We start from the raw sequence: 23790 nt of genomic DNA on the forward strand, positions 1-23790 counted from the left end.
AGCAATGTAGAGGCGATAAATGCGACTAACCGCGTTGAGTAATACATGGCAATGGCGCTGTTTGGCCACCGTCTTATTTCTACTCCCCACCCTTACATGGGCAGCGAACACGGACGCGTCTTCGCTCCACACCCTCACCATGTTGATGGGGCTGCTCGGTGGCTTAGCGCTGTTCTTATATGGCATGGAAAAAATGTCTAATGCGCTGAAAAACGCCGCTGGAAGCCGACTCAAATCCTTACTCGCCAAACTCACCACCAACCGTGTCGCCGGTGTTTTAACGGGCGCGGGAGTCACAGCCACCATTCAATCCTCTTCTGTCACCACCGTATTGCTCATCGGTTTCATTTCCGCAGGGTTAATGTCGCTCGCGCAAGCAACTGGGGTGATCATGGGGGCCAATATCGGGACCACCATTACCGCTCAGATTGTGGCCTTTAAAATCACTCAAGCCGCCTATCTGATGGTCGCTATCGGCTTTTTAATTGAATTTACAGCCAAAGCCGATAAAACCAAGCAATACGGTAAAATGCTATTCGGGTTGGGGTTGATCTTCACAGGGATGAATGTGATGAGTGAGGCAATGTCGCCTCTGCGCGATTATCAGCCATTTATTGATGCCATGGCGAAAATGCACAATCCTTTTTTTGCCATTTTACTTGCGGCCTTGTTTACCGCATTAGTGCAGTCTTCATCTGCGACAACCGGGATTGTCATCGTCCTCGCGGGGCAAGGCTTTATCTCGCTTGAAAGCGGGATCGCACTCGCAATGGGCGCCAACGTCGGCACCTGTGTGACCGCCCTCCTCGCCGCTATCGGTAAATCGCGGGAGGCCAAACAAACCGCCAGTGTGCATATTCTGTTTAATATTATCGGGGTGTTGATATGGCTTCCATTGATTAGTGTTTTGAGTGATTGGAGCGTCGCACTGTCGCCGAGCCATCCTGATCTCACGGGCGTTGAACGCTTAGGGGCTGAACTTCCTCGTCAAATTGCCAATGCCAACACCCTATTCAACGTCGTCAATACACTTGTCATGTTGCCGTTTATCGGCGGGTTTGTTTGGCTTGCAAAGAAGATCATCCCTAAAACTCGTAAGCCTGCACCAAGTGAACAACCTATTGTTTCGCCGAAATATCTCTCCAAAGAACTGCTGATGACACCCGATATTGCCATGGATCAAGCCCAGCTCGAGATTGGACGCATCGGACGCCGAGTTTGCAATATGATGAATGCACTCCCGCCTCTCACTTCAAAATTAGCTTCCCAGCAAGAGCGAGAAGCGGCCACTCATGCGTTAGAGAAAATCGATGAGCTTGAGCATCAAGTCGATATTTTGCACGGACATGTGCTTTTTTATCTCGGYCGATTGCGTAAAGAGCCTCTCACACAAGCACAGAGTGACCGACAGATCACCCTAATTAGCATGACCGATCAGCTTGAGAGCATTGCTGATCTGATTGAAGACACCTTGGTGCCCATCATGGATAAATCACTGCATGCTGAGATCGATATCAGTGATGAGATGCGTGAAATCCTTGATAATATTCAAGAAAAAGTCACACATGCGCTGCTAGATAGCGTGAATGCCATTCGACGTGGTGATAATAAACGCGCGAAACAAGTACTGCATACCAAACGTGCGCTTAACGCGCTATTGGATAAAGTGCTTGCCCATCAAGCCGAGCGCTTGGTAGAGCATGACACCAACCGCTTGCAACTTTTTAGTATCGAGATGGAGTGGACCGAATCGCTAAAGCGCGTGTATACAGTGACGAAACGGATCGCCAAACTACACCTGCGAGAAAAAGACCCGCAGTGATACGTCACTAGCAGACTTTAAAAAGAAAACGGAACCAAGCCCTAATTTTTAGGCTTATTAAACCAATAGTGTCGGGAAAATCGTTATAACGGCTCCGCCTAATCATATCTAGGAGCTTGAAATGTATACACTATTTCCTTCCCGACCCAAAACTCTATCGGCACTCATTGCGCTTGCCGCCTTTAGTAGCACCAGTGCATGGGCTGATGCTCAATGTGATATTGCCGATTTAGCGGCCAGTAACACACCGCTCCAAGCCATTATGAGCGCTGAACGCAGTTGCTTTACCAGCTGGTACGACACCACGTCTATTCGATATCACAACGTCTACCAAGAAACCTTTGTAAACAAAGTGACGCAGCGCCTCGCGCAGACCATTGCCAATTATCAAGGGGATGACAGCCAAGCCCGCCAAATTGCTAACTTAGCCGAGTATGTGCGCGCCGCCTACTATGTTCGCTTTTATAGTGATAAAGCGAACGCCGACTTTTCGGACGCACTAGACGACCGCCTTGCTGATGCCATCAACACATTTTTGCGCTCGCCCTACGCAACGGCAAAAGGTAGCGCCCAAACCGATGCCTTGCATGGCTTAACGCTGATGGCCGATAGCATCAAGCGTTTACCGCAAACTTTGGATCTACAAATTCAACTGCTTGAAAATCTCAGGCAAGATCGCCTACATGAACGCCGTTACGTGGATGCACTGAATAACCTTTTCCGTGCCATGGCAGGCCACCAATCACGTCAGGCCTTTTATGACGAGCTTGCTGCCGATCTCTCATTGATTGACCGTCTCTATCAATTCGTGTTGGATAACCCACAACTGTCCAACAGCGAGCACGGTGCACTATTGGTGTCGAATACCGTCCGTGAAATGGGGCGGCTATTGATGGCGCCACAAGCCAGCGTGCGAGATCGTGTGATGAGTCATTATCGCGACCTGTTACCACGTTTCCCACTGGGCGGCAAAAACGACGCGGTTTGGGTAGGCATGGTAGAAATGGTGGATGCTTACGCCCCCGATAAAATGACCGAATTAGGTCTGTCTGACGCCAAAGCGACACTGGAAGCCAAAGTAGTACCTTACCGCCACCAATGTGAAGGCCCGGCGATCATTCGCTCACAAAGCATGACACAAGCCCAATCGCAACAAGCATGCGAAAGCCTGCATCAAAAAGAAGTCGCCTTCCATCAAACCGTGAACTCAGGCTATCAGGCCGTCGCCGATGATCTAAACGACAGTGTTGAAGTCGTGGTATTTGATAACCCGTCCGACTACAAAACCTATTCCTCATTTTTGTTTGGTAACTCGACGGACAATGGCGGCCAATACTTAGAAGGTAACCCTGCCGATCCAGATAACCAAGCTCGTTTTATCGCGTACCGTAATGATAATGGCCAATCGCTTTCCATTTGGAACCTTGAGCACGAGTACGTTCACTATCTGGATGGGCGCTTTAATATGTACGGCGATTTCAACGACGTACTTCGCCACGGTCATACGGTGTGGTGGCTTGAAGGCTTTGCGGAGTATATGGCCCATGGCGATGATTATGCCGACGCCATACGCTTGGGTAAAGAAGGCGGCTATTCACTCAGTGAAGTCTTTGCCACCACTTACCAAGATGATGTTAATCGTGTGTATCGCTGGGGCTATTTGGCGGTACGCTTCTTGTTTGAACAGCATCCAGATGCTGTAGAAACCTTGGTTGAAGCCGGGCGCACCGGGAAATTCGAGCAGTGGGCAAATTTAGTCAAAGACTATGGCCATCGTTATGACCAGGCCTTTGCGCAGTGGCTGAACACTTTGGATAATACCGGTGGCGGTGAACCACCACGTCCAGACCCTGATCCCGAGCCAGAGCAGCCAAAGGTAACAACGCTATCATTGGGACAAACGGTCACCATTAGTGGACAAGCGTACAATGAGCACCTGTATCAGATTGATATTGCCCAGCCTGCCAATGCGCTTACATTTAGCATTGCCGGACAAGGAAACGCGGATCTCTACGTGGCGAAAGGTCGTCAAGCACACTATTACGATTTTGATGCCACCGAGTGGAACCAAACCAGTCATGAAACCGTGACGCTTAATGATGTAGAACCAGGCCGCTATACCTTAAGTGTCACCGGACGTGGAGACTTTACCGATGTCACCGTCGCGGTAAATGCGGAAGGCCAAGTCGATCCCGAGCCAACGCCAGAGCCACAGCCTGAAACACCGGCTGGCACCGATGACTTGCGCCCGGCTCAGCTTAACGTCGCGAGCCCCAATAGCATCAGCGTTTATCAACGTCGTTACCTGTATGCCGATGTGCCTGAAGGCGCAACCAAAGCACAAGTGTGGGTCATGGCGGATGGTGACGCGGGCGATCTGAGCGTATTCGCCGCCGAGGATTACTGGCCAACGCAAGCACAAAATCAAGCCGTTTCAAACGTGCCGGGCAGCAACCAGTATATCGAGGTCGATTTACGTGATCAGCAACGTCTGCACCTGCTGCTCACGGGTGATGGAAGCCGAAGCCAAACCGATGTGCGTGTTTACTTTCGCTGATCGCTAAGCACTAAGCACTAAAAAAATGCTACCAAGCGCCACTGCCGAGTGGCGCTTTTTTGTTCGATTTCCATAGGAGGAGGAAAATAATAGAAAGAGGAAAAACGCTTAAGGAATGATTTCTGTTTTCACGCTCCCACAAACTGAGATAATGCCGTCATGACTGGTCTTGTATCACTGTTCACGAATAATAAGGAGAAACCATGACCGAATGGGAAAAAATGTGCCAAGGACTTGTCTTCGATGACAGTGATGGATCCATTGATATCAGGCGAGACCATGCCACACGAACCTTACTGGCATTCAATCAAACAATAGAGACGACGACAAGGCAGCAACTGCTGCGCGAGTTATTAAGTGCTATCGGCGAAGGTTCGGTGATCCAACCGCCATTCTATTGTGAATTTGGCGAAACCATACAGGTTGGCAGCAATAGCTTAATCAACATGAATGTCACTATGCTCGATGGCGCCCCGATCACTATCGGTGACCATGTGCTGATTGGCCCCAATACCCAGTTTTACACTCCCACCCACTCTCTCGATTATCAAAGCCGCCGCTCGTGGGAGACCTGGTGCAAACCCATCGTGGTGGAAGACGATGTGTGGATTGGCGGCAATGTGGTGATCTGCCAAGGCGTGACGATCGGCGCACGCAGTGTCATTGCAGCAAACGCCGTGGTGAAACAAGACGTGCCACCTGACAGTCTTTACGGTGGCACACCCGCTCACTATATAAAAACGCTCAATGGCAAGTGAGACAGACAAACTAGTCGATATTTCGCCAATGTGTCGGAGGAGTCAGCCCCCAGCGCTCAAATTCTGTGGCGCTATAAATGGCTCTCCCTTTTTTGCCATGAATAACCGAAATTTCCGAGGCTTCTTCACCCGCCAACACGCGGTTGACGTATTTGCCCGCTTGTATACCTTGGGATTCGCCAAATAGCACGACCCCGCCAGCAGTTTGGCCTTTCCCGACCGAAAAGTCCCAAAAGCCAAACAAAGGTGTCTCACTGTTTTCATTAGTCCATGAGAGCACTTTATTGGCATCAACCACTTTGTCCGACTCATTGCGGATAATTTGGTATAAACCAACCACAATCGCGTCGTAATCATCGGATTGCTCTACTGAGTTTTTCCAAGACGAAAACAAGCGGTGATTTTCGATGGTCACATCGATACCCAGCTGTTGTTTCAAATCTTCATATTGGTTGGCGATGTGATCGGTTGCAATCGTCGCCGTGGTGCCCGCATCAAAGAGGATTTTTACCTTCATTTGATCTTTCCCTAATAATTCGCTCATCTCTTTCATACTGCGAGCAAACAAGGGACGCTCCAACACACCAGTGACTCGCGCCGTACCGGCGTATTTCGCCATTAATCGACGTGGATTGGAGTTAATACCTAAAAACACTATATCGATATCTTCGTTTCTCAGTCTCGGCAGCATATGGCTCAACGCATTATCATCTCCAAGAACAACGACCTCGGGGCTAATCTTTTGATAAAGCGCCAACGCTTTATCTGCTTGCGCGTCAAACTGAGACCTGGGTAAGCGCTTAGTATCCATTTCAAAAGTATGTAGCGTCACATCATCGCCAAGCGTACTTTCAAGCCCACGGATATAGCTTTCATCCCAGCCGTATTCTTTATGATAACTCTGAACCAGCAGTACATCGGCAGCCCAAGTGGGTGCAACGCTCATCAAATAGAAGGCCAGGATTTGTAAATAGAGTTTCATTATGGCTCCTTGACGCCGAGTTCAACCTTCTACAACTGTAGAACAAGATTTTGAAGTGAGACGTTCCCCCACCCGCCACATGAAAAAAAGCCGCACCTCTTGGGTGCGGCACGTTTGCTGATTGCCTGCTTTTTCGGCTTACTGAGCGGGTTTAATCGTCAGTTCAGCATTTTCAAATCMGAGTGCGGCCAACTCATCCGAATCAAAGTTGGAAATGAGCTCCACCCCATTTGCGCTATCATGACTTGCCATGGGCGTCGCAGACCGCTTACTGCGCGTTTGACGAGAGGTTTGCGACTTCGCTTGTCCGACTTCGATGGTGCCCGCGTATTGTGACTCTGCATAGAAATCGCCAGATACGTGGGAGTAGAAAGGACGTAAGCTTTTGCCTGTTGCCCATTGCATACTCTGTAGGCCGTATTTCTCAATGGCCCAACTCCAGTCCCACCATTTTACTTCACCTGGGATATAACGATGATGCCACTGATAGGCAATATCGGCAGACGGCTGGCTACTGCGGCCCATGGTGAAGGTATGGTCATGTGTAGGGCGATTGTCTGGATGGGAGTGCCATGCATTGCCGCCCCAGCGCAAGAAACCGTTAAAGTTAACGTCATAACTGATGTCTGCGCCGAAGCGATAAGGATACGAAATGCTTGAGCGATATAACTCAACACGGATAGGGATCTCTGAGTGTGCTGGGACGAAAGGACGTGCTTGCAAGGTCACTTGCTCGCTGCTCGCGCCGCCATTGCTGCTGGCAAAACTTTGGTTTGCCTCAAAAGAAATGGTTAACTTGGTCTCACCCACCAGCGGCCAATCAAAACTGTTTTCAGTTTCCACTTTTTGTGAAAAGCCATAGGTGTTGGTTTTTTCCCAACTGGTGGATTCATCGACTTTAAGATCGACCACAACCTGTTGATCAATATCGGTATTATTCCGTGCTACCGCGGAAACAGTTTTAACTAACTGGCGATCAGACTCGACCACATCACCGTGCCGGAAATCGCTATCATTGAGGGTATAAGCAAAATTATCGACCGTGATAGTGGTCTTATCACTACAACGATAGCCATCACAGCCCCCGTCATTATTACCGCGAATATGCCAYTTATCACCTGAGCGCCAGACGTCCATATCTTCACCGACATAGTCACTGTGGTTGCCACCTACCCATGCATAACCGAGATAATGCGCGAGATAGCTCAGTGGTTTAACAAACTCACTGCGGTTATTCACGAGTGCATACTGGATATCAAGTTCTGTGCCCTCAGGGATGCTTTTGGCAGCATAATGAGGAATTTCGCCCTCATCGTTTTCTGGATAACACCAAGTATCGGCCGTCTGGCCGTATTGCTTGATTTCACCGTTGTATCCACTGCCCATAATGGCCCAATCACCTGCTAGGCCGGAAATCTGCCACTGTCCCATGCGATCCATCAGAAAATGACGATGTGTGCTTGCTTCATCGGCAGTAAGGGGGCGGTAATTCGCGCGGCATTGGTCATCACCTAAGTTATCGAGCACAATTTGATCAGGATAAATATTTGCCTGCGCGAGCCCAGCATAAACCAGTACTGATAGGCTGGACACAGTGAGCGCCGTTACACGTATTGTATTAGCCATTTGACGTATTCCTTATTGAACCTTAAATAAGAGTCATAGTGCGACTGTCATGGTCGTCGCAGCCCTTACCCTTTCATAACGGTTCAATAAAAAATAATGAAAAGCGTTGAAATTAATTCCTCCTAAACTTCATAAAGTTACCGCTAGGCATTCAAAAAAACACCAAATATTCAATGTGATTTTCATTCAATAATAGAAAGGAGGAAGCCGGCGATGAAAATAGAGTTAAGGCTCTATTTTTTGGCCTATCAAGAACATCATGTTTAGGCATGAGAATAAATTTAGTTGTTGCTTATGAATCTAGCGTATTATTTTTCCTGCTGAAGAAATTCATCTATTTTTTGTGTCGCATGAATAATATTGAGCGGAGAGTATCGAATAAAAGTGCTCCGATGGGTCTGCTTTGAAACAAAAAGAAAGGTGGAGTACTTGTGTTTTTTTTCAATATAAACAAGGCAGTTACACTGGCTATGAGTTAAAAATTGCTCTATAGAAAAGCCGAGCTCACTACCGGGCGGGTAAAACACGTAAAGCGCCCCAACACGCTTTTGATTTAACCCTCCTCGCTGAACCCAATCACTCCACCGCCATCCATTCATTTTTCCAACCACAAACACGCTTGTTGCCACGCACAGCAATAGTGTTATCGCAATCAACAAACACTGCCGGTAGAGAGGCACTTTACGCTGAGCCGGACTTGATGGCTGAGGGTGTGAGGATCGCCCTGTTTGAGGGAGGGAAGGTTGAGGTAATGGCGTAACGTCATCCACCTCACTACATGCGGGCTCAGCGGTATGATGAGCGATCATGCCTTGTGTTAATCGGTAGCCATACTTAGGGACCGTGACCACTAATGAAGCGTCTGCACCTATTGCGATCAAGGCGCGCCGCAAAGCACTGACTGATTTAGCCAGCGACGTCTGACCAATGTACTCACTCCCCCAGCTATAACAGATCAGCGTCTGCTTACTGACGGCTTGCGGTGCGTGCTGCAGAAGGCACTCAAGGACAAGCGTCTCGCGAAATCCAATTCGAGTTGACTTGTGATCGTTGTGGAGTTTCCTTGCGACATTGTCGAAATAAATCATAGTTTTTTCTTTTAATAATAAAACAATCAGTTATTTAGTGCGATAAACATCGTTTTATTTAGAAACAAGATCACATTTCAAGAAATGATGTGATTAACCCGTTTATTCATAAAAATATTAACCCCTTAGAATATATGGTTAATACTGGGTTCAGCTGATGTCTCTTCACACAAAATACGGTCATTTACTATACAAAACAAGGGTATGGATAGGGTGCTTTCTTCTTTTTTTCGTTTAAATTTTCTTTTGCTGACCCATTTATTACTATGGCAATGAGTTTATAATCAGCTATAAATACTGAGTGTTTACTCAAAACAGGTTGGCAACAATAATGAAATATATTTATAAAACACTCTTCATCCTCTCTGCATTGTTCTCTGCTGCAAGTTTTGCAGCCATAGGACCCTACAAAGTCGTTTTAATCCATGGCTTTCAACCCGATCAACTACAAAGCCGACCAGATCGTGATCAAGTAGCCGTAGATGGTTCAGACTACTGGCAAAACTACTGGTTACAGCATGCTGATGCCCGTGTCGATTGGCCCGCTCACGAGCGGATCGAAGGAAAGATTGCATCAGACTATCTATGGCCTGCATTAAAAACGCTTTCCGAGCAAAAAACCTGTCTGTCCGGCTGCATTTTAGTGACCCACTCTACCGGCGACTTGGTGGCACGCTACCTGTTAGACAACCAAGCAAACTGGCTGAATAACGCAGGGCTCGAGCCACTCAACATTGTCGGCACCTTTGACTTTGCAGGCGCAGGCGGCGGCGTTGAACTGGCCAACATCGCGGTGAATGTTGCTGAAGGTGGTGGTTGGCTAAATCATGCGATGAAAAAAGCCGTGTCACTGTGGATGGGACAACTCCCCAGCAAAGACAATATCGGCGTACTGAACGACTTGAAAGTGGCAAACGCGCGCCAACTCGCCATGTGGCCTGATAACCGTGTACCGCGTATTCGTTTCGTGGGCAATGGCTCTGACTTCTTAGGGGCGACATCACCCTTTATACCAGGCAGCGACGATGGCGTGGTCGCCGCCCACTCGGCCTGTGGTGCCGCCGATGTCGATGCATTTGATAGTTGTTCAACCGCCATTGAGTTTGATGGCCAATTAGATTATGTCCACAAAGGGGTTCGACGCTTTATGCCCTCACACTACCCGCTATTGATGGGCGATAAGTATAGCCATCTGACTATCTTTAATCCTTGGCATAAAGGCAAAGTAACAGCCACCGATCCTGAGCTTAAGCTCGGCGATCAGTCTCGTATCGCTGTCGAGACCATTGACGAAGATGGCTGGTTTGGTAAGAAGTACCGTTATGTCCGTGATTCAGACCGTGACACCTTGTCGGAGCTGGTTCATGCTCTCCCACAATGATTTCGGACAGGCTGTGACGTGATTAACAAAGCTGCCCTTTCATCGAGATAAGGGCAGCAGGTTGGATTTATTCGCTTTTCTTTCCTGTGGTACCGTGGCTGTAACACATTAATTAGGGATTACTATGACTAGACTGCTGCTCGCAGTAACCTTGGTCGTATCAATGGGAACGACAGCGTATTTATGGCTAGATGCACCAGACACGCTGACACATCAAACGACGACCGAACGTGGCCACACACCTTCGCCCCCGAATATGCGTGAAGCCGCCTCCTCCCTTTCTGATACCACGCGCCACAAAGCACAAGCTCAACCTGCCGAGCCCGATGTGATGAAAACCTCGATGGCGCCGACACTGAGCTACATTGCCGCCGATTATGCAGAACAAATCCAGCACCCCAGCTACTCGATCCCCATTCCATCAAAACAAAGCCCGTATTTACACTGGAATCAACATATCTCGACCCCAATACCAATTCTCGATGGCTCAGTGAAAGCGGCACTAAAGCTCAACCAATACCGCTACTTTTATCCAGAAAATATCCAAGCCTCACTGGTCACCCCTGCCTCTTTTAATCACGCGACTTTGTCGGTCATCGATGTCGAGGCTAATCGGGAATTGACCCACCTCGATGTCACAGATACACAGTGGAGCATTGAGCCCGAAGCCGATTGGCCTGTCGAGCTTCGCCTTAAAGCAGCCCTCAGTTTTGATGGGGGCGACGATGTGCTCACCGCCGACTTTCGTCTTTATCAGCCCATTGCGGAAGTGAAAGGGGTGAAGCCAGTTTTCGGCCGCGGGCCGGATATGGTTATCCCGCTCGTTTTGGATATCGACAAAGGCGGTATTTATCGGGTACGTGCTAATCTATTTACTGCTGACGATCAACCCGTTGCGGTATTAACCAATAAGACACGCCTCAGTGAGGGCGAGCAAACGCTAGAGCTACGCGCTTTTCGAGCCTCGATGCGTGGCTATGGCGATGAATGGCAACTGAAAGACGTGGTGATTGAGCGTATGTCGGGCTATCCCGGTGAGCGGGCACAATTTGGCATCAGCCCACAGGATCATTATTCACTCGGTGTTTTTGACACCGGACAGTTATCCGACGAGCCCTATCAAATGAGTGAGCAAGAGCGAATGCAGTTGGAATTTCTGCAACGTGCAGCTCAGCAATCTTAGTCGCCCATGAAGGCCTCTGACGCTAACCGTTCACTTTGTTCACGTGCGGTATGAATACACCGACGCACACCCTGAGCGGTATTGGTGCGCTGCCACGCGAGTACGACGTGGCTGACTAACGGCATATCTTCAACCGCGACYACTGCGACATGATCGCTCAGCTGTGTGGTCAATGATTCAGGCACTAGGGCAATCCCAAACCCCGCTGACACCATCGCTGTTGCCGAATGCAATTGCGGCGCTAGCGAAGCATTTGATGGTGCCAGTCCTGCTCCTTTTAATGCGTCCACCAAAGCATCATGTAATCCCGGACCAATATCACGCGGAAACAGAATAATCGGATCATCTCCCAAATGTGACAACGTCACGCTTTGCTGCTTAGCAAAGGTATGATTAGCGGGCACCACTAGCTTAAATGGGTCAGGAAACAGCGGCGTGTGCGCCACGTGTTCACTGGCATAACACGGCAGGCGAAGAAAGGCGAGATCGACATCCTGCTGGCGCAAGGTTTCCACCAAAGAAGGCATGGGCAGCTCTATTGGTTGAAAATCAATCTCTGGATGGGCTTGCTGTAATCGCCGAACAAGTTCTAACACGGCTTGGCTCACCACTGTCGAGCTGGCAAACCCAAGCCGTAGTTGATTCCGCTCTCCTCGCGCCACTTGTTTGACCCGCTGCACGGCGTGATCCAACTGCGCCAAGATTTTCACCGCATCATCATAAAGCACCTGACCAGCGGGTGTTAACGCCACCCCGCGGGATAAGCGTTCAAATAAAGGCACACCCACCTCTTGCTCTAGCTTCTTAATTTGTTGACTCAGTGGTGGTTGCGCAATGCCCAATTTTTCGGCTGCGCGGGTGAAGTGTCGGCACTCTGCCACCGTTACAAAATACCGTAAATACCTTAGCTCCATGACTCTACCTCTGAGAAGTCGCTGATATTCAGTATTTTACCACGTTTTTTATGTGCCATATCTTTTCGATATCAAAGCCAACCTTTTTTGTATTGGATGCTATCAACGTCAGCTCGCATCATATCTTTAGATTTCATACAACAAACCGTTTGGTTATCAGAACGGTCGTTAAACACGGTTAACGAGGACGCTTTATGAGCACCCAAACCTGCCACTGTGCCGAGCACATTGCGGCCGCCTACGTTGAGCATCACCAACACACTGGAGAGGGTGAAATCTATCAAACCTCCCTGATGAGTGCCTTGATTGATGGCGTCTACGAAGGCGACACCACCATGGCCGATCTCCTCAAACATGGCGACTTCGGCCTCGGCACATTTAACCAACTCGACGGTGAACTCATCGCCTTTGATAAAACCATATTTCAGCTGCGCGGTGATGGCTCGGCGCGTCATGCCGACCCGGATCAAAAGACCCCCTTTGCGGTCATGACCTTCTTCAAGCCAGAGATCAGCCAATCTTTTGATCACCCCATGTCGCGCCAAGAGCTGCATGATGTCATCGATAGCTTGGTGCCAAGCGACAACATTTTTTGTGCGGTTCGTATCGATGGTGCCTTTGAGCATGTACGCACTCGCACTGTGCCCAAACAAACCCCACCGTACAAACCCATGCTTGAGGCCATCGCTGCACAACCTGAGTTTCGCTTTGACCATGTTAATGGCGTGATTGCTGGCTTCCGCAGCCCACAATATACCCAAGGGATCAATGTCGCTGGCTATCACGAGCACTTTATCACTGACACACGCCAAGGCGGTGGCCATGTCCAAGACTACGAATTGGCGTGTGGCACCTTGCAAATTGGACGGGTTTCTAAACTGGTGATTGATCTTCCGACCAATGCCAGCTTCCTCGGCGCGAACTTAACGCCGGAAAACATACACGCCGCTATCGAACAAGCAGAAAAATAATATCACCTCCCATCGGGAGGCAACCTCACGAGGAGCCCAACATGACTAAAAAAACACAGTGGGACAATGGCGCACAACTGATCGCAAATCACCTAGAACGCCAAGGCGTGGAATACATTTTTGGTATTCCTGGCGCCAAAATCGACCGTCTCTTTGACGCGGTTGAAGACACCAACATTAAGATGATCCCCGTTCGTCACGAGGCGAATGGTGCCTTTATGGCAGGCGTCGTCGGCCGTCTAACCGGCAAGGCGGGTGTGACCATGGTGACCTCTGGCCCTGGCTGTGCCAACTTGGTTACCGGTCTGGCAACCGCAACCTCAGAAGGCGATCCCTTGGTCGCATTAGGGGGTGCAGTGAAACGGGCCGATCAACAGAAACAAACCCACCAAAGCCTTGATACCGTGAGCGTATTCCGCTCCGTCACCAAATACAGCGCCGAGGTTCAAGCCAGCACTGCTGCGTCTGAGATCCTTGCCAATGCCTTCCGCTCAGCAGAAAGCGGCCGCCCCGGCGCTGCCTTTGTCAGTCTGCCCATGGACATTCTCAACGAACCCGTGGAAAGCGATATTCTCGCGCCAACCTTCCCCGCCCAGCCCGGCATGGCAGATACGCGGGCCATCAGCGAGGCAGCCAGTAAAATCAAAGCGGCGAAAAATCCGGTGTTCCTCCTAGGCTTACAAGCCAGTCGCCCCGAGAATGCCGCCGCTATTCGTACTCTGCTTAATCGCACCCAATTACCCGTTCTCGGCACCTATCAGGCGGCAGGTACCGTTGATATTAGCTACTACCAGCGCTTTGCGGGTCGCGTGGGTTTGTTCAACAACCAGCCTGGTGATCTGTTGCTTGCAGATGCAGATCTTATCATCACCATTGGCTTTAGCCCGATTGAATACGACCCTGAACTTTGGAATACCCAGCACACAGACATCGTTCATATTGATGTCGAGCCTGCGGAAATCGAGCACTACTATCGCCCCAGCGTTGAGCTCGTGGGCCAAATTGAGCCTACCCTGAACGCTCTCACCGAGCAGCTCGATCACCACTGGCTGATGCCGTCTACCACCGTCGATGTGCTCGAAGAAGTCGCCCACCAACGTCAAGCGATTCGGGCTTATAGCCAGTCACACCAAGAGTTTGCTTTGCATCCGTTACACCTAATCAAAGTGATGCAGGATGTGATCACCCCAGACACAACCTTGTGCTTGGACATGGGTAGTTTCCACATTTGGATTGCCCGTTACCTCAACTGCTTCCGTTCGCGTCAATTGTTGGTCTCGAACGGTCAACAAACCATGGGCGTTGCGCTTCCTTGGGGGATCGGTGCCAGCTTGCTCAACCCCGATCGCAAAGTGGTGTCCGTTTCCGGTGACGGTGGGTTTATGCAATCGAGCATGGAGCTTGAGACCGCCGTACGCCTCAAATGCAACTTGCTACACATTATTTGGGTAGACAACGCCTACAACATGGTAGAGATGCAAGAGGTCAAAAAATATCAGCGCTTTTCCGGTGTGAAATTCGGCCCGATTGACTTTAAGGCCTACGCCGAAGCGTTTGGCGCTAAAGGCTTTGCGGTCACTCGCCAAGAAGAGCTCGCCTGCCAATTGAAACAAGCCATGGACACCGAAGGACCCGCAGTGATCGCGATTCCTGTTGATTACAGTGACAACGACAAGCTAATGGCCCCTCGTAAGGCCGGCAGTATGGATCCGGTATTTGCTTAATTGAAACACTAAACGATGGAGAAAACGATGAAAGGTATTAATCAAAAAGTGGCATTGATTACTGGCGCAGCTAACGGTATTGGCGCAGCCATTACCGACCGCCTCTATCAAGAAGGCGCCAAAGTGGCCATTGCGGACTGGAACCAAGCGGCATTAAATGACACAGCCGCAAAATACGATGCTGACCGGGTCTTAAAGCTCTCTGTCGACGTATCAGACCCAAAAGCGGTAGAAGCGATGATTCAAGAAGTGGTATCCCACTTTGGGCGGCTAGATATGCTGATCAATAACGCAGGGGTGCATACGCCTGGTTCGGTCATTGACGGCACTCTGGCGGACTGGGAGAAAGTATCAGGAGTAGATATTGATGGTGTGGTTTTTTGCGCCAAATACGCCATGCCTGAGTTAATTAAAACCAAGGGCTCAATGGTAAACACGGCATCAGTATCAGGCCTAGGTGGTGATTGGGGCGCAGCTTTTTACTGTGCCGCAAAAGGGGCGGTTGCGAACCTAACGCGTGCCATGGCACTCGATCACGGCCTTCAAGGCGTGCGCATCAATGCCGTTTGTCCGAGCTTAGTGAAAACCAACATGACCAATGGCTGGCCTGAATCGGTGCGAGAAAAATTTAATGAACGTATCGCGCTTGGCCGTCCGGCAGAGCCTGAAGAAGTGGCTTCTGCGGTAGCATTTCTTGTCAGTGACGATGCGTCATTTATCTCCGGTGTTAACCTCCCCGTTGATGGCGGCGCCACCGCCTCAGATGGCCAACCTAAAATCGTCTGATAACCCACCAAACGTCACCAAGCGTCCGTTTTTCCCGGGCGCTTTTTTAGTGGCGCACTGCAATGAGACACGATATGAGCAAGCACACGCTGCGAACGTGCGAGCTGTTAAGCCAGATGAAAATTAATCACAAACAACGGCGGGCGCTCTGGGTAGATTTGCAAAATCAGCGCTTTCAGCTCAGTCAGCGACATTCCTTCTTGTTCAGCATGGCGGGCATTAATGTCCTCGATCGCTAACGGCGCAACGCTGTCGATCACAATGTCACACACATAATCATCGGTTTCTAGCTGATGCACCGCGACGCGCGAACCAGGTTGATAGTGACTTTCGGATTCATCGCGAATGGTGATGGTTTTAACACCGGCGGCCACCATGGGCGTTAAGGTGGAGAAAAAGGTGATTTTGGTCGGGGCAGTCATGTTGTTCTCTTCCAAAACTGTGTTGGCCTATAGTGCGATACGATTAAAAAAGCCCGCGAGCACTTGCACGCGGGCTTTCCATGCCTTGTGACGTTACGCCATCATCGGCACCAATACAAGCGTGCCAATAATCACGGTGATTAACCCACAGAGAACTGGCACCGAGGTGCGTTTAACCACCTCAAACGGGCTGAGTTTTGCCATCCCAGATGTCGCTACGATCACTCCCGATACAGGCGAAACCGTGCGGCCTAAATTAGACGCTTGCAACATGGGGATAATCAAAAAGGCTGGGTTAAGCCCCATCTTCGCGGCTAACGAGGGCGCGAGTTCAACAAACGCATAGAAAGGCGCATTGCCCGACCCGGTCGCAATCGCTGCCGCTACAGTGAGCAGGGTTAGCAACATCATCAGCGCGATACCGCCTGCGCCAGCGCTTTCCGCCAAGCCCAATAAGTTGTCTATCGCACCAATCGACATCAAGCCTTGGGCAAATACACCGGCAGCCACCAACAGCATCACGACGCCTTTGAAGGCGTCTGCCATGCCTTCATAGCAGGCATCGAGATCTTCTAGCGTTCTTCTACCATCAAATTTCTTGGTCGCAAAGTCCACCAATGCCCCCAAAAAGATCGACAAGACCACGATGGTATAAATATCAAGATACAGCCCCTCGATGGTTTTCCCATTGAAGAGGAACACCCCAATAATAGGTAAAAACGGCAACACTGCGTAATAAGCAGGCGCGTGCGTTTCTATCTCAGAGACATCAACACGCTCCATCGGCGTGTTTTCTTTGTTATCCAGATATTTATTCCAAAAGTAAGCCGCGGCGGCCATCACGATGATCGCACAAATAGAGACCGGCAATACGGTTTCGACCGCAAACACATGGAGAGGCAACCCGGATTTTTCCGCCGCAATCACCACATCGCCCGACGTGGGTGACAAGATAATGGCAGCGGGAGATGCACACACCGCGGTGGCGGCAGGACGAGAAATGCCCATCGCAGTCATCATCGGGAACAAGGTGGCCATCAGAAGGACACCCAAGCCAGTTGCAGAGCTGACCGCCAGCGACATTAAACATGCCACGATGTAAGCCGCTACAAGCAGCACATAGGGTGACTTGATCACCGATAGCGGCCTAGAGAACTGCTTCACCACGACGTTGTTGGCACCAATGTGCGACATATAGGCCGCAAAGCCACACAACAACATAATTTGCATCCCGAGGCCGCCACCGCGGTATTGCAACATGTATTTCACGTATTCCAGCGAGTCGGTAAACAGATTCCCCGTTGACGTCAATTTAGCCGGCAGCACACTGTGCCCGATTAACCCGGTGATAATCAGTAATAAAATCCCTGCGGTTAGCAAGGTGCTTGCAGCACGATAACCTTTGACAATGAAGTAGCCCACAGCCACGGTTACCACTAGCCCAATGAGAAGTTCTAGCATAATTCACTCCGCCAGATGGTAAAGATAAAAGAATTGGATGGAATTTACTCAGCTCACTGTACTAAAACCCTGTCTGTAGCACGACAAAAACCAAGCTCTGACTTGATTTAAGACAAATAAAAAGCCGCCTCTCGATAAAAGGCGGCTTGGCGATCACAGTTTGTCTTGGTTAAGTCATCGGCTAGTGGTGGAGATCAAAACGGTCAGCATTCATCACTTTCACCCACGCCGCCACGAAATCGTGTACGAACTTGGCTTGGTTATCATCTTGCGCGTAAAACTCGGCATAAGCGCGTAAAATAGAGTTTGAACCGAACACTAAATCAACGCGACTTGCCGTCCACTTCACCGCGCCCGAGTCGCGTGCAATGATTTCATAGCGGTTGCGGCCGACGGGTTTCCATTGATACGCCATGTCTGTCAGGTTGACAAAAAAGTCATGACTTAGCTGGCCCACTCGGTCAGTCAGCACACCTTCCGGCGCAGCGCCATAATTGGTACCCAGTACGCGCATACCTCCCAGTAGCACCGTCATTTCAGGGGCCGTGAGTCCCATCAATTGGGCTCGGTCGAGCAGTAACTCTTCAGGCTGGACGGTGTAGTCTTTTTTCAGCCAGTTGCGGAATCCATCTGCAACCGGTTCTAACACCTCAAACGACGCCACATCGGTTTGTTCAAGCGTGGCATCACCACGACCGGGTGCAAAGGGAACGTCGACGGGGAAGCCAGCCGTTTTCACCGCTTCTTCAATGCCTTGGTTGCCCGCCAGCACGATGGTGTCGGCCAAACTAATCTGGTGCTTCTGGGCTATATTGCTCAGCACGTTAACCACCTTCGCTAGACGCTCCGGCTCGTTCCCTTGCCAATCTTTTTGCGGCGCTAGGCGGATCCGCGCGCCGTTCGCCCCACCCCGTTTATCGGATTGCCGATAAGTTCGCGCACTATCCCATGCGGTCGTCACTTTCTCTGCCAGAGTCAGGTCACTGTTGGCAATATCCGCTTTTACCGCCGCGACGTCATAGTCGGTGCGTCCTGCCGGTACAGGATCTTGCCAAATCAAGTCTTCACTTGGCACATCTGGGCCGATATAGCGCGATTTAGGCCCCATGTCGCGGTGCGTGAGTTTAAACCAAGCTTTAGCAAAGGCATCCGCTAACTGCTCGGGGTGTTGATAGAAACGCTCCGCAATGCTGCGATAGGTTGGGTCCATCTTGAGTGCCATGTCGGCATCCGTCATGATGGGATTACGACGAATGGAAGGGTCTTCCACATCGACAGGTTTATCTTCTTCTTTGATGTCGATGGGCTCCCACTGCCACGCACCTGCTGGGCTTTTCTTCAATTCCCACTCGTAGTTAAACAGCAGATAGAAGTAGCCGTTATCCCATTGCGTAGGATAGGTGGTCCATGCCCCTTCAATGCCACTGGTGACCGTATCGCGACCAATGCCACGCGCTTGATGGTTGTTCCAACCTAAGCCTTGCTCTTCAATCGCTGCGCCTTCCGGCTCGGGGCCGAGCTGTTCCGCATCGCCATTGCCGTGACACTTACCGACAGTATGGCCACCGGCGGTAAGTGCGACCGTTTCTTCATCGTTCATCGCCATACGTTCGAAGGTGACACGCATATCTTGCGCGGTTTTAAGCGGATCCGGATTGCCATCCACCCCTTCTGGGTTGACATAAATCAGCCCCATCATCACCGCCGCCAATGGATTTTCCAGATCGCGTTCACCAGAGTAGCGGCTGTTCTCAGCATCACTTGGCGCCAGCCATTCTTTCTCTGCGCCCCAATAGGTATCTTTCTCAGGGTGCCAAATATCCTCGCGGCCAAATGCAAACCCATAGGGTTTTAAGCCCATCGATTCATACGCCATCGTCCCCGCCAGCAAGATCAAATCTGCCCAGCTTATTTTGTTGCCATATTTTTTCTTAATCGGCCACAACAGGCGGCGGGCCTTATCGAGGTTGGCGTTATCTGGCCATGAGTTTAAAGGCGCAAAACGCTGATTACCGGTGGCACCGCCACCGCGACCGTCAGCAATGCGATAGCTCCCCGCGGAGTGCCATGCCATGCGGATCATCAAGCCACCATAATGCCCCCAATCGGCGGGCCACCAAGACTGACTCTCGGTCAGTAACGCTTTCACGTCCTTTTTTAATGCATCGATATCGAGGATTTTAAGCGCGGCTTGATAATCGAAATCATCATCAAAGGGCGAGGTTTTACTGTCATGTTGATGAAGAATGTCGAGGTTTAGCGCGTTTGGCCACCAGGTTTTGTGTGCCATCGCTTCCGAGGTTTTGCTGCCGTGCATGACAGGGCACTGGCCACCTGACGTTGAGCGTTGTTGAGACATTGCTTTCTCCTTGCTCTTATTGTTCGACAAGCTTTCTTCACAGCGAATCAGCTTGCGCATTGCGTTAATAGGCAATCAGGCGAAGTGCATGATTGTCCCGACTAATACAACGTTAATAGGCATGAGACATCTGCGCTAATCTGTTTTGCCAATTACTGTGATTGCTGACACCACAGTTACCAGTCAGCATACGCTTAATGCCACACTGCTAATGCATTGATAAATAGACACACCATTTCCTAACGCCTTGTGTTGTCATCAAAACACAACGGCAGCATGACTGCGTCAAATCAACGTAAAGAAAAAGGCATTATATTTCAGTCTTTAACGATAGACTCTCATCCCCCAAAGAATATTATCTTCGTCACCTGATGGAAAATAAAATAAAGCAGACCAGCCTAATTTTGCAGGCAGGATTTTGTTGTTGCCCTAAGCGATTGAAGCTCATTCAATCACGATTCACATTGTCGCAATTAGGAACACAATTATGAACGCTTCAGATGCACAAAACCTGACATCCCAATTTGATACTTGGCTGAATAACCACCAACATTTGGTTTCTAACCAACAGCAACTGCAGCACAGCGCGCTCTTTGCGGTGCCACGCGATGGCGACAGCACAGTATCAGGTCAAAACACCATCGGTGCCGGTAAAAATGCGCAAACAGAATCGGCGCAAGGTAAGAAATTGGATGATGCTATTAGCGCTGGCAATCACAGTGAAATTGTTCGCTTGCTCACCGAGTCTACCGGTAACGCGGTGTCGAGCATTTTAGGCTTAGCTCAAAGCCGCACCGGCTGGAATCCGCTAGACCCAGATAATGACAAGAATGCCGAAGGGTTTCAGGAGTTTGTGAGCTCCATTCTTAAAGTGCCCTTTTTTAATGTCACCCAATCAGAGCGCACCACGGTGCATTACGAAGAAGAGAACTACAACTCTCTGATTGATAAAGTCGTTGGCCTCTATGATGGGATCACCGAGCAAGATGTTCCGCTGATTAAAAACAGTATTGTGAACCTTGCCAAGGCGTGTACTAGCCGAGTGAATACCCAAAACACCAAAACCTTGTTTGTCCAAAACACCATGAACGCGACTGGGACGGACATTATCGTCGGTATTCAGCAAACCTTTATGATGATGGAGCGCAGTCACAGCTCAGGTAAAGGTGCGCCTAAAGATCAGTACAAAACTGAGATCACTGTGAATGTCATGGAACTGACCTTTAAAGGTGGACTGTGGAATGAAAGTGCCGCGGAGAAGCTCGCCGATAAATTTGTGAAAAGCTGGGATGACTGGCTGGATGGCACCACAACACCCGCTTCACCGAGCGCGGACCAAATTCAGTTCTGCTTTGGTCCGACACATCGCGCACGTCAAAAACAAGAAGCGGACGCGATCAAGTAATCACCCTCTGCTTCCTTTATTCAAAGCGGGAGTATTGGCTCATCTGTAGGTAACACGACAAGTCGATTGTTGGCTTGCCGTGTTTAATACGCCCACTTACGGTTTTGTAGTACCACTCGATAACCGTCTAGATCTTCAAAAGTACGCCCGTCTTTATCCCAGTAGCTATTGTAACTCTGCACAGGTTTAAACCCAGCGGCTTCAATTTGTTGACACGCAGTCTGCCACGCAGCGTGATCCGGCAAGTAAAAGACCAACAGGTTTTCCTGTGACGGTGCTGGACCGACATGGGTGCCGCGATGATGGGTAAATTCAAGGTGATAGTTGTGATGTGGGTGACCAATAACGGCACCATCAAAATCATTATGCCCAGAAAACGTCGCCAATAGCTCAAACCCCAGCCCATCACAATACATGTTAGTAATGTCGGCTAAATTGTCAGTGGGTCGTGCCACCCGCATCACGGTGTCTTTATCAATCATTGTGCTGGCTCCTCCGGCTCGCAATTCAATGTTTGCATCATGGTGATAGAGTCTGGGGTAAACCCCAGCGCATGGTAAAACGCCTGCGCATCCTGATTAAACGTCATCACTTCTAGTTTAATCACAGTGGCATGATTATCTTTCGCCCATTGGGTACACGCAGCCATTAACGCTTTGCCCGCGCCGGTTCCACGCGCATCACGGTCAACCACAATGGTATTCACATGACACATGGGATCATCGACCAGATGAGGAATGTGTACAAACGACTCCAGCCTTGCCGACAAAAAGCCAATCACTTTGTWTTGATGCTCTGCCACCCAAAAGTACTTATCCTCTTCTTGCAGCGCTTGCTGCAAAAACGCCCGACCGCTTGGGCCAGGCGTTGCAAACAGATGCGGCGCATGTTGATGGTGCATGTCACCAATTTGTACATTTAGAGCGAAGATGGCATCCAAGTCCTCAACCGAGGCACGTCTCACTTGCATCCTTGTGTCCTTTAAATCCTTTTGTGTGTTAGGCGATAAAAATCTGCCCTAATACATAACCGAGCGCACAAGCGCTCACCACGCCAATTAAGCCGACCGCCATAAATGAATGGTTGAAATACCATTTACCAATTTTGGTGGTACCGGATGCATCAAAATTCACGGTCGCAATATCTGAAGGATAGTTGGGAATAAAGAAGTACCCATACACGGCCGGCATAATACCGATAAGCAGCGCAGGTTCGAGCCCTAACCCAAGACCCACCGGCAACATCATCCGTGCGGTCGCGGCTTGCGAGTTAACAACTACTGACACGATAAACAAGGCAAGTGCAAAAGACCACGGATATTGAGTGACCATCTCCACAATTCCCGACTTAAATTGCGGCATCGCGTATTGGAAGTAAGTGTCTGACATCCAAGCAATCCCAAAGATAGCAATGGCCGCTACCATCCCAGATTTAAATACCACGCCATTCGGCACATTGCGCGGATCCGTTTTAGTCGCCAGTAAGATGATCCCGCCAAAGCAGAGCATCATCATTTGAATAACCACCGACATGCTGATGGCCTTACTTGCCCCTGCTACTGTGCGAATTTCTGGCCCCATCGCGATAATCACAATGGTAACGATGGCACTGATGAACAGTAACACCGCATTGCGCGCGGAACGGGGTAATACCTCATCTAACGAGGTCGCGGTGGTATTTTCGATACGTTCGCGCCATTCTGTGTCTTGTAAACGCGCTTGGTAATCCGGATCGTCATCCAGCTCTTTGCCGCGGCGCAAGCTGTACAGAGACATCAGCAATGTACCAAACAAGGTGGCGGGGACAGTCACCAACAAAATCGAGACTAACGTAATGTCATGTTGAATATCGGCAAGCTGTGCAAGGTAATACACTACCGCAGCAGAAATCGGCGAGGCCGTAATCGCAATTTGAGAGGCAACCGACGCCGCCGCCATTGGGCGCTCCGGACGAATACCATTTTTTAGCGCGACATCACCGATAATCGGCATAATTGAATACACCGCGTGACCGGTACCAAGCATAAAGGTCATGGCATAGGTGACAAACGGTGCTATCAAGGTGACGCGTTTTGGATTTTTACGCAATAATCGCTCGGCCACTTGCAGCATATACTTAAGGCCACCTGCCGCTTCCAAGATAGAGGCGCAGGTGACGACCGCAAGAATAATCAGCATCACGGTCACGGGCGGTGACGTTGGCGGCATCTGGAAGATAAACACTTCGATGACCAAGCCAATCCCTGAGACCACGCCCAGCCCAATGCCCCCGTATCGGGAGYCGATGTACAGCATTAGCAGTAAGAACAAGAACTCTAAATACAACATACCCTCACCTCTCTACCCGACTAC

19 protein-coding genes are annotated in these 23790 nt (G+C 49.9%); 9 read left to right on the forward strand and 10 right to left on the reverse strand.

Features of this window, described 5'->3' with window-relative positions; all coding sequences use genetic code 11:
• The first annotated feature begins 19 nt into the window (after positions 1 to 19).
• The 3 genes from BZG23_RS04940 to BZG23_RS04950 all read left to right on the forward strand — a co-directional run bounded on the left by BZG23_RS04940 (position 20) and on the right by BZG23_RS04950 (position 5137).
• Positions 20 to 1822 carry a Na/Pi cotransporter family protein gene (locus BZG23_RS04940; protein WP_241837178.1) on the forward strand — a complete coding sequence of 601 codons (1803 nt, stop codon included), beginning with the start codon at positions 20 to 22 and terminating at the stop codon, positions 1820 to 1822.
• 121 nt (positions 1823 to 1943) lie between these two features.
• A complete protein-coding gene (locus BZG23_RS04945; protein ID WP_077606306.1) occupies positions 1944 to 4379 on the forward strand; it encodes a M9 family metallopeptidase in 2436 nt (811 codons plus the stop codon).
• A gap of 203 nt (positions 4380 to 4582) precedes the next feature.
• Positions 4583 to 5137, forward strand: a complete 555-nt coding sequence (locus tag BZG23_RS04950; RefSeq protein ID WP_077606307.1) for a sugar O-acetyltransferase — start codon at positions 4583 to 4585, stop codon at positions 5135 to 5137.
• Between the two features lie 10 nt (positions 5138 to 5147).
• On the opposite strand, the gene BZG23_RS04955 is transcribed toward BZG23_RS04950, so the two are convergent.
• The 3 genes from BZG23_RS04955 to BZG23_RS04965 all read right to left on the reverse strand — a co-directional run bounded on the left by BZG23_RS04955 (position 5148) and on the right by BZG23_RS04965 (position 8833).
• Entirely contained in the window at positions 5148 to 6119 is a 972-nt protein-coding gene (locus tag BZG23_RS04955) for an ABC transporter substrate-binding protein (protein WP_046073390.1), read from the reverse strand.
• A 138-nt stretch (positions 6120 to 6257) separates the two neighbouring features.
• Positions 6258 to 7745 carry an aerolysin family beta-barrel pore-forming toxin gene (locus BZG23_RS04960; protein WP_077606308.1) on the reverse strand — a complete coding sequence of 496 codons (1488 nt, stop codon included), beginning with the start codon at positions 7743 to 7745 and terminating at the stop codon, positions 6258 to 6260.
• Between the two features lie 308 nt (positions 7746 to 8053).
• Positions 8054 to 8833 (reverse strand): transcriptional regulator, encoded by a 780-nt coding sequence (locus BZG23_RS04965; protein WP_077606309.1) that lies wholly within the window; start codon positions 8831 to 8833, stop codon positions 8054 to 8056.
• A 331-nt stretch (positions 8834 to 9164) separates the two neighbouring features.
• On the opposite strand from BZG23_RS04965, the gene BZG23_RS04970 reads away from it, so the two are divergent.
• Together BZG23_RS04970 and BZG23_RS04975 are read left to right on the forward strand one after the other, a co-directional pair.
• Positions 9165 to 10214, forward strand: a complete 1050-nt coding sequence (locus tag BZG23_RS04970; RefSeq protein WP_046073393.1) for a hypothetical protein — start codon at positions 9165 to 9167, stop codon at positions 10212 to 10214.
• A 124-nt stretch (positions 10215 to 10338) separates the two neighbouring features.
• Positions 10339 to 11397, forward strand: a complete 1059-nt coding sequence (locus BZG23_RS04975) for a hypothetical protein (RefSeq protein ID WP_077606310.1) — start codon at positions 10339 to 10341, stop codon at positions 11395 to 11397.
• Here BZG23_RS04975 and BZG23_RS04980 read toward each other — a convergent pair.
• Positions 11394 to 12311 carry a LysR family transcriptional regulator gene (locus BZG23_RS04980; protein WP_077606311.1) on the reverse strand — a complete coding sequence of 306 codons (918 nt, stop codon included), beginning with the start codon at positions 12309 to 12311 and terminating at the stop codon, positions 11394 to 11396. The two genes, BZG23_RS04975 and BZG23_RS04980, sit on opposite strands and share 4 nt — an antisense overlap.
• Positions 12312 to 12505: 194 nt before the next feature.
• Between BZG23_RS04980 and budA the strand changes: the two genes are divergently transcribed.
• Genes budA through BZG23_RS04995 form a run of 3 tightly spaced genes read left to right on the forward strand, consistent with a single transcriptional unit; the run spans position 12506 to position 15792 of the window.
• Positions 12506 to 13282 carry an acetolactate decarboxylase gene (gene budA / locus BZG23_RS04985; RefSeq protein ID WP_077606312.1) on the forward strand — a complete coding sequence of 259 codons (777 nt, stop codon included), beginning with the start codon at positions 12506 to 12508 and terminating at the stop codon, positions 13280 to 13282.
• A 41-nt stretch (positions 13283 to 13323) separates the two neighbouring features.
• Positions 13324 to 15006: an acetolactate synthase AlsS gene (gene alsS / locus BZG23_RS04990; RefSeq protein WP_077606313.1), complete on the forward strand. Its 1683-nt coding sequence runs from the start codon at positions 13324 to 13326 to the stop codon at positions 15004 to 15006.
• A gap of 27 nt (positions 15007 to 15033) precedes the next feature.
• Positions 15034 to 15792 carry an SDR family NAD(P)-dependent oxidoreductase gene (locus BZG23_RS04995; RefSeq protein WP_077606314.1) on the forward strand — a complete coding sequence of 253 codons (759 nt, stop codon included), beginning with the start codon at positions 15034 to 15036 and terminating at the stop codon, positions 15790 to 15792.
• Between the two features lie 107 nt (positions 15793 to 15899).
• On the opposite strand, the gene yqfB is transcribed toward BZG23_RS04995, so the two are convergent.
• The 3 genes from yqfB to katG all read right to left on the reverse strand — a co-directional run bounded on the left by yqfB (position 15900) and on the right by katG (position 20034).
• Positions 15900 to 16214 carry a N(4)-acetylcytidine aminohydrolase gene (yqfB, locus tag BZG23_RS05000; protein WP_077606315.1) on the reverse strand — a complete coding sequence of 105 codons (315 nt, stop codon included), beginning with the start codon at positions 16212 to 16214 and terminating at the stop codon, positions 15900 to 15902.
• A gap of 93 nt (positions 16215 to 16307) precedes the next feature.
• Positions 16308 to 17675 (reverse strand): anaerobic C4-dicarboxylate transporter DcuC, encoded by a 1368-nt coding sequence (gene dcuC, locus BZG23_RS05005; protein ID WP_077606316.1) that lies wholly within the window; start codon positions 17673 to 17675, stop codon positions 16308 to 16310.
• Positions 17676 to 17856: 181 nt separating this feature from the next.
• Positions 17857 to 20034: a catalase/peroxidase HPI gene (gene katG, locus BZG23_RS05010; RefSeq protein WP_077606317.1), complete on the reverse strand. Its 2178-nt coding sequence runs from the start codon at positions 20032 to 20034 to the stop codon at positions 17857 to 17859.
• Between the two features lie 487 nt (positions 20035 to 20521).
• Between katG and BZG23_RS05015 the strand changes: the two genes are divergently transcribed.
• On the forward strand, positions 20522 to 21439 hold the full coding sequence (locus tag BZG23_RS05015) for a hypothetical protein (protein ID WP_077606318.1): 918 nt from the start codon (positions 20522 to 20524) through the stop codon (positions 21437 to 21439).
• Positions 21440 to 21522: 83 nt separating this feature from the next.
• Here the strand turns inward: BZG23_RS05015 and BZG23_RS05020 are convergent, their stop codons facing one another.
• The 3 genes from BZG23_RS05020 to BZG23_RS05030 are packed head-to-tail and all read right to left on the reverse strand — an operon-like array spanning position 21523 to position 23766.
• Positions 21523 to 21921: a VOC family protein gene (locus BZG23_RS05020; protein ID WP_077606319.1), complete on the reverse strand. Its 399-nt coding sequence runs from the start codon at positions 21919 to 21921 to the stop codon at positions 21523 to 21525.
• A complete protein-coding gene (locus tag BZG23_RS05025; protein ID WP_077606320.1) occupies positions 21918 to 22409 on the reverse strand; it encodes a GNAT family N-acetyltransferase in 492 nt (163 codons plus the stop codon). Before BZG23_RS05025 ends, BZG23_RS05020 begins: the two co-directional genes overlap by 4 nt.
• 28 nt (positions 22410 to 22437) lie before the next feature.
• Positions 22438 to 23766 carry an anaerobic C4-dicarboxylate transporter gene (locus BZG23_RS05030; RefSeq protein WP_077606321.1) on the reverse strand — a complete coding sequence of 443 codons (1329 nt, stop codon included), beginning with the start codon at positions 23764 to 23766 and terminating at the stop codon, positions 22438 to 22440.
• Positions 23767 to 23790: the final 24 nt, after the last annotated feature.

This window comes from Salinivibrio sp. ML290 (assembly GCF_001995695.1).
Taxonomy (GTDB): domain Bacteria; phylum Pseudomonadota; class Gammaproteobacteria; order Enterobacterales; family Vibrionaceae; genus Salinivibrio; species Salinivibrio siamensis.

Excerpts from the sequence above, each read along its gene's own strand:
- BZG23_RS04945 (WP_077606306.1), top strand. The coding sequence starts at position 1,944 with ATGTATACACTATTTCCTTCCCGACCCAAAACTCTATCGGCACTCATT.
- BZG23_RS04950 (WP_077606307.1), top strand. The coding sequence starts at position 4,583 with ATGACCGAATGGGAAAAAATGTGCCAAGGACTTGTCTTCGATGACAGT.
- BZG23_RS04955 (WP_046073390.1), bottom strand. The coding sequence starts at position 6,119 with ATGAAACTCTATTTACAAATCCTGGCCTTCTATTTGATGAGCGTTGCA.
- BZG23_RS04965 (WP_077606309.1), bottom strand. The coding sequence starts at position 8,833 with ATGATTTATTTCGACAATGTCGCAAGGAAACTCCACAACGATCACAAG.
- BZG23_RS04970 (WP_046073393.1), top strand. The coding sequence starts at position 9,165 with ATGAAATATATTTATAAAACACTCTTCATCCTCTCTGCATTGTTCTCT.
- BZG23_RS04975 (WP_077606310.1), top strand. The coding sequence starts at position 10,339 with ATGACTAGACTGCTGCTCGCAGTAACCTTGGTCGTATCAATGGGAACG.
- budA (WP_077606312.1), top strand. The coding sequence starts at position 12,506 with ATGAGCACCCAAACCTGCCACTGTGCCGAGCACATTGCGGCCGCCTAC.
- alsS (WP_077606313.1), top strand. The coding sequence starts at position 13,324 with ATGACTAAAAAAACACAGTGGGACAATGGCGCACAACTGATCGCAAAT.
- BZG23_RS04995 (WP_077606314.1), top strand. The coding sequence starts at position 15,034 with ATGAAAGGTATTAATCAAAAAGTGGCATTGATTACTGGCGCAGCTAAC.
- yqfB (WP_077606315.1), bottom strand. The coding sequence starts at position 16,214 with ATGACTGCCCCGACCAAAATCACCTTTTTCTCCACCTTAACGCCCATG.
- dcuC (WP_077606316.1), bottom strand. The coding sequence starts at position 17,675 with ATGCTAGAACTTCTCATTGGGCTAGTGGTAACCGTGGCTGTGGGCTAC.
- katG (WP_077606317.1), bottom strand. The coding sequence starts at position 20,034 with ATGTCTCAACAACGCTCAACGTCAGGTGGCCAGTGCCCTGTCATGCAC.
- BZG23_RS05015 (WP_077606318.1), top strand. The coding sequence starts at position 20,522 with ATGAACGCTTCAGATGCACAAAACCTGACATCCCAATTTGATACTTGG.
- BZG23_RS05020 (WP_077606319.1), bottom strand. The coding sequence starts at position 21,921 with ATGATTGATAAAGACACCGTGATGCGGGTGGCACGACCCACTGACAAT.